Below are 10117 nucleotides of genomic sequence, written 5' to 3' on the forward strand. Positions count from 1 at the left end.
ATTTTGTAATCGCTGAGTTGGCTATATTTTACAGGCATTACAGAACAAATCTATCCAATTGTTCCGGTCTTAAGCCTTAAGAATTAAAATTCAGAATTAATATTTCGTTCTTATTCCCATTCGATGGTAGCGGGGGGCTTGGAGCTGATATCGTAAACGACGCGGTTCACTCCTTTTACCCGGTTAATGATTTGGTTCGAAATTCGTGCCAGAAACTCGTAGGGCAAGTGTACCCAATCGGCGGTCATTCCGTCCGTGGATTCCACAGCCCTGAGCGCTACTGCATTCTCATAGGTGCGCTCGTCGCCCATGACCCCTACACTATTCACGGTGCTAAGCAGCATCGCTCCGGCCTGCCACACGTCGTTGTACAGTCCGTCGTTTTTGAGTCCACTGATGAAAATGTGATCTACCTCTTGCAAGGTTGCCACCTTCTCGGGTGTGATCTCACCGAGGATACGAATGGCCAATCCCGGTCCGGGGAAAGGGTGACGGCCGAGCAGTTCTTCATTGATGCCCAGCGTGCGGCCAACGCGTCGCACCTCATCTTTGAACAGGGTATTCAGTGGCTCCACGACCTTGAGTTTCACGAAGTCGGGTAAGCCACCGACGTTGTGGTGACTCTTGATGGTCGCTGATGGTCCTTTAACACTTACCGACTCGATCACATCGGGGTAAATCGTTCCTTGGCCCAACCACTTCACGTTTTCGATCTTGTGCGCTTCTTGGTCAAATACTTCGATGAATACACGACCAATCGTTTTTCTTTTGGCTTCCGGATCGCTGATGCCGGTCAAAGCTCCGATGAACTGATCTTTGGCATCGACTCCTCGAACATTGAGTCCCATGTGTTTATACTGGTCAAGAACACTCTCGAACTCGTTCTTGCGGAGCAATCCGTTGTCGACGAATATACAGTACAGGTTCTCCCCGATGGCCTTATCGAGCAGCACGGCTGCCACGGTAGAATCTACTCCACCCGAGAGTCCGAGCACCACTTTATCGTTCCCCAATTGTTCTTTCAATTGAGCTACCGTGTCTTCGATAAAGCTGTTTGGGGTCCAATCGCGCGAAAATCGGCAAATATCGCCCACGAAGTTTTGAAGCAATGTCTTTCCGTCCGTACTGTGGTACACCTCGGGGTGGAATTGAATGGCGAAGGTATCTTCATTGGGAATGTGGTATCCGGCCACTTCAACGTCCGCTGTAGAGGCAATGATCTCGTAACCTTCGGGGAGTTGCTTGATGGTGTCGCCATGACTCATCCATACCTGCGAGCCAATATTCACCCCTTTGAACAAGGTGCTATCGTTATTGACAAAGCTCAAATTGGTGCGACCGTATTCCCTGACCTTCGAAGGCTCTACCGAACCACCGTTTGTGTGAGCCAACCACTGGGCACCGTAGCAAACACCGAGCAGCGGGAGCTTGCCTTTCATAGCTGACACATCGGGCTGTGGCGCATCTTCGGAATGAACCGAGAATGGGCTACCGCTTAGGATTACACCTTTTACGTTCTCGGTGATCTCCGGGAAGTCGTTGAATGGGTGGATTTCACAATAAACGTTGAGTTCGCGCACTCGGCGGGCAATGAGCTGCGTATACTGCGAACCAAAATCGAGGATCAGGATCATTTCTTGCATGGCGCAAAGGTACATTTTGCCCGTGAAATGATGGTCGTTTCATCGGTACAGAACCAGTTTTTCAACACCAACTATTCCGTTACCCTGCCCACAATGGATAAAGTAGGTCCCGGCAGATAGGTCTTGTAGGTAAAGCTGAGCCTCCGTACCGTCAAACATATCGCTGCGATAGACCTCTACACCAAAGGAGTTATAGACGCGCACTTCTTCGATGTTTTGAGTCGACCTCAATGTTACCCTCCCAGCGGAAGGGTTTGGGAAGACTTCCAGGCCAACTTCCGCATACTCCAAAGTTGAAATCGTCGCGCTATCCAAAAGCGCCTCAATGATAAATTCAGAACTGTTGCTCCAGGGGTCTGATAGTGATTGAGCGTGTAAACGATACCGTTATGATTCAGCAATCTGGCAAAATTTCTTTCAAAGTTACCGGTTGAATTCTCGCGTAATGTGTCGACTTGCCCATCAATTGACAATCGGAGTAGCCAAGACGAATACCCCGTAAAAAACAGGGCATTGACTGAGTAGATTAGATTACCATCACTCTTTCTATAAGAATCATCGAAATAAAAATTACAAAAAAGCCAAGCCTCGCAATCGATATATTGAGTATTGCTCCATAAAATCGAATCATTCGAAACACTATAGGCTTCGGTGAAATATTCGCAGCCATTCTCAAAAATATTTGTGCCACAAATGATTAAAGTATCTCCATCGGCGAAAAAGAAGTTTATTTGGGTATTGTAGAAATCAGGGTCGGCATCTCCAAATACCTGGTTGACCGACACCGTGCTCTGATGATTCCATTGCCTATCGAAAATTTCGATAGTGAGGGTATCATAGGGCCATTGACTTGTAGGGTGAGAAAAACATACGGTATTGGCGTTTGCACTCTGGTGGAATGAATGCACATAGGGACCGTTCATATCACTCCTGCTTTCAAAAATGATGGTGTCTACTTGCAGAATTGGATCCAACAAGATCAAGGCGCCCAAGGAGCTCGTCGTTGCGCCATAAGTAGTGTAATCTGCTCTGGTCGAAAAGTCAATGTCGGTTCTGATAAAATACCCATTCTCCAATTTTTGAGCCTTGAGATGGGCATTACTGATCAGGCGGGGCAGCAGAATGGTTGAGTCGAGCAGCGCATTACCCTGAAGCGTTTTAACCCGCACTGTACTATCAACTTCAATCACCCCGGGCATGTTCGGCAATTCCATTTTGAATTGAAAAATAACGGGGTCAACAGCTTGCTCATTGCTCGAATACAATATGGACCCGTTTAAATTAAGTACTGATATGCGTTCGTATTCGGTATCCGTTTTAGAGGAGTAAGATCTAGTATAGGCCCAAATACGCGAACCGTCCGAAATTAAATCAGACATATCGGTAGACATTCGGGCTGTGCCGTGTCGGGTATGGCTGTAGACCATAGCTCATTGTATTGAGCCCGGGTGCTGAGGCATACAAACATCAATAAGGCGATCAAAATAAGGATGCGCATACTCGAAAGGATTATGAAGTCAATGGCTATTTTTTACAAAAAAGAGGACTGAGAACATTGGGTAGTCCATTTAAAACTCTTCGAAAGGTACTTCCAAGATCATCTTATGATACTCCTGCGAACCATTCAAGTTTTGCCAGATCGGCCATATTATGTCCGCACCGTCAACTTCATACCGTAAAATAAAATGATCATTCTCACAGATTGGAGATGTTGGGATCGAATCACAAAGCGACGGATCGAAATGAGTCGGATCATATGTATAGTACCATTGACCCCAACAAGTGTAATTAAGGGAATCACCGTTCACCCATACATATTGACCTTCCTGTTGCCAATCGCTAAGCCCTATCCAAGAACGGTTGCATTTCATAAGCACCCTTCGGTCGAGAAAATCATTCTCGCGCGCCGAATTAATCACCAACAGATGACCCGGAAGTGATCTGCTCATTCTATAAGCTGAATCTCCGGAATACGAGGTTATGGAGTAGTAATAGTGACTGCTTTCGAACTGCCCCAGGTACTTAAACCCCAGTATCATTTCAGCTTCTGGACTCAATTGTTGGTCTCCGATATCCCAGAATTCGTATTCATCCGGAATAACACAACCGTTTAACGAGAAGAGCATTAAAAAGAACAAGATTCGTAGAATAGTGCTGTCAATTGTCTTCATGGATTTTAATTTTTGGTAAATGTCAGCCATGAAGCCACATAGGAGTTAACAACTACGTTGTCTAGGTTGAACTAATGTTGCGAAAGCTTTAAAAAACGCCCAATATGAGCCCAAAACCGATACCGATCATCATGATCCCCACCAAAATCTGAACGAATCGGAAGGTGACCTTCTTCATCATGCGCTTGCCGACCAGTGCCCCGAAAAAGGCAAAGCCGGTCGCGATGATCACCGGGGCCCAGTGGTCGTGCATCATGCCGCGAGGCATCCGCATTAAATACATGGGAATACGGGTAAAATCGATCAGCAAGGCAATGGCAACTCCCGTAGCAATATAGACCTCTTTCGAGAGGCCGGCCTTGATCAAAAACATGCTCCGCAATGCGCCTTGGTGACCGCTTAGTCCGCCAAAGAAACCAGAAAAAATTCCACCTAAGGCAAGCAGGTTGCGCTTGAAGGAGAATTGCTTCATTTTCGGAAATAACTCGGTCAATGCGAAGAAAATCATCAGCACACCGATCACCGCGCTCAAAGGATCCACAACTACGGTATCCGAAACAAACCACGAATCTAAATGACTTAAACGCGAAAGCATTCGCACTCCCAGAAAGGCCCCGAGTATACCTGGAACGCCAAACCAAAGGACTACCCCGCGGTTCACCCATTTGGCCAATAAACCGAATTTGAACAGGTTGTTGAGCACATGTACGATCGCCGTAAGAGCAATGGCAACCTCGACCTCAAAAAATAGGGCAAACACCGGCAACAGCAGCGTTCCCAGCCCAAAACCGCTGAGTAGCGTTAGCCAGCTGGTCAATAGTGCGACGATGGCTATGACGAGGAGGTCCAAGAGTTAGTTGAGTGGTTGAGTGGTTGAATATCGTAATTCTGTGCATTAAGTCCATTTTTCCCAATGGTGTGAGAATAGTCTGAAAATGTAGCCATAGTGATCAAAACCAATACTCCATTCATGGCTGTAAGGTATAGCCTAGTGGCTTTTCCTGAAGCTCTTGGCTCTGCTGGAGCCCTTGCTGTTGGCATTACTGATGCTGTTACTGCTGAAGTCGTGATTGCCCTCAATTTTACTTAAGCATCCACAAAGACGATATATCCTTTTCAAGTCCAACGTCACGGCCGCCGAACTTAAAACAGCTCCTTGTAAATAATTGGTTTAATAAGGAGCATTACTCCAGTACCTTCTTCTTGGTGCGAAAAAGTTGAATATCCTCTTCGTCGGTGGATATCAATAAATGTAACTCCCGGTAGGGTAATCGGCCATCAGGATCTCCGTACGGTTATACACTACTTTTCCTGTACGCATAGAGACGCCGTGCATGTTAAACAAGTGGTAGTGAAAGGAGTCGGCTTCGAAGGGGTCGAGCGAAAGAACCAACACATCGGGGGTCGATTCAAACAGTGGGGTTAAATTGATTTCTATATCGTTATTACACTCCGCAATCGAGAAAACTTGGTAGTAGTGCTCTTGTTGCCCCAGCGCCCCAAAAGAGACGGTCAAGGCAAATAAGACGTGGATCAAACGTTTCATGGCGGTGGGAACTTCATTAGCTACAAAGTTCCTATGCAAGCATCAGATATGACATGCGAAGCGTCAGTTTAAGCTCTGACTTTTATCAGCTTTCGCTGCGTTCTGTAAGAATGTGAAAGTCGAATGTAAATGGATCGAGGTGTTCGATCAGACCCGTTTTGAACTCATCACCATACTCCAGATAAAAAGGGATGAAATTGTCGTGGCGCTCTTGAAGTTTTCCCTTCGAGAAGAGGGCCATTTTAAGGTCTCTGATGCGTTCTGCAAGTTGCTCGTGCTTTCTTTTTTCGGCCTTGACCAGTCGCTTGTGCAATTTATCGAGACCGTTTAGTTGCTTTTGCCTTTGCGCTTTTACCGCTCCGTCAAAGCTCTTTTCGGTGCGTCGGGCGATCTCCTCCATTTCGCCGAACATTTCCTCAAGCATAGACCGGTACTCTGAGAAGTCGAGGTTCTCGTTACTGTGCTCGGATACGCAGCACTCTACGATTTCTTCAGTGGGCTGAAACAACTCTGGATAGCCAATCCCCAAGCGCTGACGTTTGTCGTCGTTTTTATCAGAAATGAGCAGTGCTGAATTTCGAAGAAAGAGCACCGGGAACGGCACATCGTGTTCATCGAACGACGCTTTGAGTTCCATCCAATAAGCCACCTCTGCCCCACCGCCTATATACGCGAGGTTGGGCAAAATCACCTCTTGATACAGGGGGCGCATCAACACATTGGGGCTGAATCGCTCCGGGTGTTCGACTCGCTCCGCATCAAAGGAGTCAGGCGTGAAGTTTTTGTCGCGATCGACGACATGCCAACCTATATCATTGGCCTCTAAACGCTGTCGACTTCGGTCATCGAGGTAAAACAAATTGATCTCCCGTGGATTCACCTGAACGTGGTAATAACGCTCCAAAGATTGAACGGCGGATATCGAGGTGTTGAAGGTCACCTTTTCCTTCATCTCGCGTTCCATTGCTCTTCCAAAAAGCGCTTTTAGCGAGGGTTCGTCTCCATCGACGATCACCAATCCGTCCTCCGCAAAAAACTCGTGCACGAGGTATCGAGTAGCATCGGCCAGCGTGCTTTGCTCCGTGTAGGCGCGTTCAAAGAGACCCTTGAGGTATCCGGCATTGGCTCCGGGGCCCATGACCTCAGAGAGGTCATTCAGTACATCGGCGAAGCCCTCGAGGTCCATTCGGCCTACTGCTCCCCCATCGGGTCGATCCCACCGCGGCGTACCGCCAAAAAGGTTTATGTGATTGATCTCATCGAAATCATGATCCTCAGTGGCCATCCAGTACACCGGAACAAAGTCATACTCGGGGTACTTGTTCTTCAAATGCCGCGCCAAGTTGATCGCGTGCACGATCTTATACCAAAAGTACAGCGGGCCAGTAAACAAGTTTAGCTGATGCCCGGTAGTAACTGTGAAGGTATTGGCGTGTTCGAGAGCGATCACATTCTTTTCGACCCGATCACTATCGACCTGCACATTTTTGAGGCGCCCGTATTGTTCAGTCAAGGCCTTGACCAAGGTATAACGATGTTCGCTGTCGAAATGCGATTTCGCTTTCATCTGCTTTTCGAAGACTTCCGCATCGGGCCGAAGGCCATAAAATTGGCGCAGCTTTTCGTCGTCTTTGGCGTAATCGATCACTAGGCTCGAAAAGGCCTGCGTATCTTCAACGGGTAGTTTATGTAGTTTGAAACGACTCATTCGGCCCGAACCTTGGCCCAAGCGGGTAAATCGATATTATTGAAGTTTCCGGAGCTCATGAGGAGTACAACGGTGCCGCCGTCGAAGGGTTCATCCAAGCGGCTAAAAAGGGCTTTAGAATCGTCGTAGACTGCGATATCCGGGTTATCGAAGGCCTTGCGAACCTGTTCGGGCGTGATGGCTGGCAGGCGCTTCGCTTCGACCGCGGCCGGATTATAATACACCAACGCTTCATCGGCCGCATGGAGGGAACCTCGGTATTCGGGCATGAATTTCGTTTGCAAACTGCTGTAGGTATGCAGTTCGAGCGCCGCAATGAATCGGTGTCCGGGGTACAGCTCTCGAACGGCCTTTACGGTTGCGGCCACCTTGCTCGGCGCATGTGCGAAATCGCGATACACGGCGATATCATCGTTCTTGGCGAGGAGCTCCATGCGCCTACTGGCACCGCTAAAGGTCTGAATGGCCTCGTAAAACTGTTCGTCGGTCACCCCCATCTGATTGCAGATCCAGCGCGCTCCTTCGAGGTTGTTCAGGTTGTGCTTTCCAAAGATCTTGAGCGGAAGATCGCCCATGAACGTCTCAAGCACACATTGCTCACCATCCACATGGTATTTCGGAGTACTGTAGGGGAAGCGTTTGATCTCGTTGGGAGTTTCTTCGACCAGGCGTTGCACATGCTCATCCTCCTCGTTGTAAATTACCGCGCCACCCGGTTCAATGACCATGAGGAACTGCCGAAACTGATCGAGGTAATCTTCGAAGGTCGGGAACACGTTCACATGATCCCAGGCAACGCCAGAGAGCAATGCTACATTGGGCCGGTAATGCAAGAACTTCGGTCGTCGATCGATGGGCGAACTCAGGTATTCGTCGCCTTCGAGTAGCATGAATTCCGCCTGCGGCGAGATTCTCACCATCACGTCGTAGCCCGCCAATTGTGCTCCGACCAAAAAATCGGTTTCCAGCTCATGATACCCCAGCACATGAAGGATCATGCTGGTAATGGTGGTTTTTCCGTGCGACCCGGCAATGACCACACGGGTCTTGTCCTGACTTTGATGGTACAAGAATTCCGGATAGCTGTAAATGCTGAGCCCCAACTCCTGAGCTCTGGCGAGCTCGGGGTTATCGGCATGAGCGTGCATACCGAGAATAACGGCATCGAGGTCTTCGGTGATCCGCTCAGTTTCCCATCCCTCCGTAGGAGGTAATAATCCTGCATCCCGCAAACGACCTTTACCGGGTTCGAAGATATGATCGTCGGAGCCGGTTACCCGGTGCCCCGAAGCCTGAAGTGCCAATGCGAGGTTGTGCATGGCCGATCCGCCAATGGCGATGAAATGTACGTTCACTAGATCACTTTTGTGCACCGAAGTTAAGACATAAATAAGGTTCTAGAAAAGCTCGAATCGTCGGAATACCTCAGTAATTAAGATTCTTTATATTTATCCTAATTCCCTTTTGATGCGATACTTTTTTACCCTTTCCATATTTCTTGCCAGCACCGTTGTCCTGAACGGGCAAACCTTTACCGCGTATTCGGTCACCACGAATGGTGGATCGGGTTCATCCATGGTCGATTACGACGGGGACGGTGATCTCGACGTGTACGTCACCATTGGCAATAACTTGAACAACGTGCTCTTTGAAAACGATTGATCCGGAAACTTCACCAGTATAACAAACCACCCGCTGGTATTACAAACGGATTGGGACACGCAGAGTAGTACTTGGGCCGATTTCGACAACGATGGGGACCTGGATGTTTTTATTCCCACGGGCGGGTCGGGCAACGTTCCCGTTCAGTATAATTTATTCTTTGAGACTCTGGGAGGAGGCAATTACGCGTTGGTGCAAGTCGGTGGTCCGACCGACTATCAGGTCAAGTGCAATTCAACGGGAACTGCGGATTACGACAATGACGGTCTGCTCGATATTTTAATGTGCGCACGGGATGACCGCGACTCGCTATTCAAGAATATGGGTGGGTTGAACTTTACTTCGGTGAATACACCGATCGACAATCTCTCTTCATGGAGCACCAACACCTTGTTTTCGGACCTCGATAACGATGGCGATCAGGATGCTATTCGCATTCACCGCTGGCAGCCTTCGGCGATCTATGAGAATCAGGAGGGAACTTTTGTGGACGCCACACCGGCAGCGCTGTCGACCCTTTCAAATGTTCGAAGTGTAGAGGCCAAGGATTTTGACAACGACGGAGACCATGACCTCATGGTTGGTTCTCGGGCCTTTGGTTACGCCATGCTCATGAATAATGGAGGATTCAATTTCACCGACGTTACCTCTACCCACTTACCCGTGCACAACCAAACTGCGAACAGCAGTGTCTCCGGCGATGTCGATAATGACGGAGACCTCGACCTTTATATTGCGGCGTTCTTGGGAGCAAGTGAGCTTTGGTTGAACAACGGAAGTGGCGTCTTTAGCGCGACAGCGAGTTCGGCAAACCTACAAGCGGGTTCAGACGGACCCAGTATGGGGGGCCTCAACGGCGATGGAATGCTCGACCTTTATGTACCTGTTTGGAGCAGCAACAACGCCTACTTCTTAAATACCACCTCGGATGGCAACAACTATTTACAAGTAGAGCTCGAGGGTTTAGTATCGAATAAATCGGCTATTGGAGCAAAGGTCAAGATCTATTTCAACCTGTTCGGGAATCAGGTTTGGAGATCTCGCGAGGTACAAGCGATTAGTCAAAAACAAGGTCAAAACGACTTAAAGCAGCACTTTGGAGTAGGTGGAGCTACCGAGTTGGATTCACTGATCATTGAGTGGCCATCGGGGCTCGTATGTCGATATGTGAACTTACCCACCAACCAAGAGTATTATTTTCAAGAAGTGTGCTGTGGTTCGGTCCCGGCACCTGTGATCACCGAAGAAGTGGATACTGTATCGAACGGCATCTCGTTTACACAGGACCTGCCGGCCGATGAGTTTCAATGGATCAGGTCTTTTTTATGGGGAGTAGCAGGATCAGGCGAATACTTTTTGGAGTCTATAGAGGAACAGTTTCGTATCG

11 protein-coding genes are annotated in these 10117 nt (G+C 48.4%); 3 read left to right on the forward strand and 8 right to left on the reverse strand.

Annotated features, from left to right (window positions below; all coding sequences use genetic code 11):
- Nucleotides 1–110: 110 nt before the first annotated feature.
- From guaA to J4F31_11025, 5 genes are all read right to left on the reverse strand, one after another.
- On the reverse strand, nucleotides 111–1643 hold the full coding sequence (guaA, locus tag J4F31_11005; protein ID MCE2497085.1) for a glutamine-hydrolyzing GMP synthase: 1533 nt from the start codon (nucleotides 1641–1643) through the stop codon (nucleotides 111–113).
- 39 nt (nucleotides 1644–1682) lie between these two features.
- Nucleotides 1683–1874 (reverse strand): T9SS type A sorting domain-containing protein, encoded by a 192-nt coding sequence (locus tag J4F31_11010; protein MCE2497086.1) that lies wholly within the window; start codon nucleotides 1872–1874, stop codon nucleotides 1683–1685.
- A gap of 2 nt (nucleotides 1875–1876) precedes the next feature.
- On the reverse strand, nucleotides 1877–2857 hold the full coding sequence (locus J4F31_11015; GenBank protein MCE2497087.1) for a hypothetical protein: 981 nt from the start codon (nucleotides 2855–2857) through the stop codon (nucleotides 1877–1879).
- Nucleotides 2858–3211: 354 nt separating this feature from the next.
- Nucleotides 3212–3814, reverse strand: coding sequence for a hypothetical protein (locus J4F31_11020; GenBank protein MCE2497088.1), 603 nt, complete (start codon nucleotides 3812–3814; stop codon nucleotides 3212–3214).
- An 88-nt stretch (nucleotides 3815–3902) separates the two neighbouring features.
- Nucleotides 3903–4664 carry a sulfite exporter TauE/SafE family protein gene (locus J4F31_11025; GenBank protein MCE2497089.1) on the reverse strand — a complete coding sequence of 254 codons (762 nt, stop codon included), beginning with the start codon at nucleotides 4662–4664 and terminating at the stop codon, nucleotides 3903–3905.
- A gap of 96 nt (nucleotides 4665–4760) precedes the next feature.
- On the opposite strand from J4F31_11025, the gene J4F31_11030 reads away from it, so the two are divergent.
- Entirely contained in the window at nucleotides 4761–4904 is a 144-nt protein-coding gene (locus J4F31_11030; GenBank protein ID MCE2497090.1) for a hypothetical protein, read from the forward strand.
- Nucleotides 4905–5057: 153 nt separating this feature from the next.
- Here the strand turns inward: J4F31_11030 and J4F31_11035 are convergent, their stop codons facing one another.
- The 3 genes from J4F31_11035 to J4F31_11045 form a co-directional block, all read right to left on the reverse strand.
- Nucleotides 5058–5360 carry a hypothetical protein gene (locus J4F31_11035; protein ID MCE2497091.1) on the reverse strand — a complete coding sequence of 101 codons (303 nt, stop codon included), beginning with the start codon at nucleotides 5358–5360 and terminating at the stop codon, nucleotides 5058–5060.
- Nucleotides 5361–5445: 85 nt separating this feature from the next.
- Nucleotides 5446–7068, reverse strand: a complete 1623-nt coding sequence (gene bshC, locus J4F31_11040) for a bacillithiol biosynthesis cysteine-adding enzyme BshC (protein MCE2497092.1) — start codon at nucleotides 7066–7068, stop codon at nucleotides 5446–5448.
- On the reverse strand, nucleotides 7065–8423 hold the full coding sequence (locus tag J4F31_11045; protein ID MCE2497093.1) for a peptidoglycan synthetase: 1359 nt from the start codon (nucleotides 8421–8423) through the stop codon (nucleotides 7065–7067). Before J4F31_11045 ends, bshC begins: the two co-directional genes overlap by 4 nt.
- 112 nt (nucleotides 8424–8535) lie before the next feature.
- Between J4F31_11045 and J4F31_11050 the strand changes: the two genes are divergently transcribed.
- Both J4F31_11050 and J4F31_11055 read left to right on the forward strand, forming a co-directional pair.
- Nucleotides 8536–8730, forward strand: coding sequence for a hypothetical protein (locus J4F31_11050; protein MCE2497094.1), 195 nt, complete (start codon nucleotides 8536–8538; stop codon nucleotides 8728–8730).
- Between the two features lie 192 nt (nucleotides 8731–8922).
- Nucleotides 8923–10117 (forward strand): CRTAC1 family protein (locus tag J4F31_11055; GenBank protein MCE2497095.1); only part of this gene is annotated, 1195 nt, incomplete at its 3' end.

The organism is Flavobacteriales bacterium, assembly GCA_021296215.1.
GTDB lineage: Bacteria > Bacteroidota > Bacteroidia > Flavobacteriales > ECT2AJA-044 > ECT2AJA-044.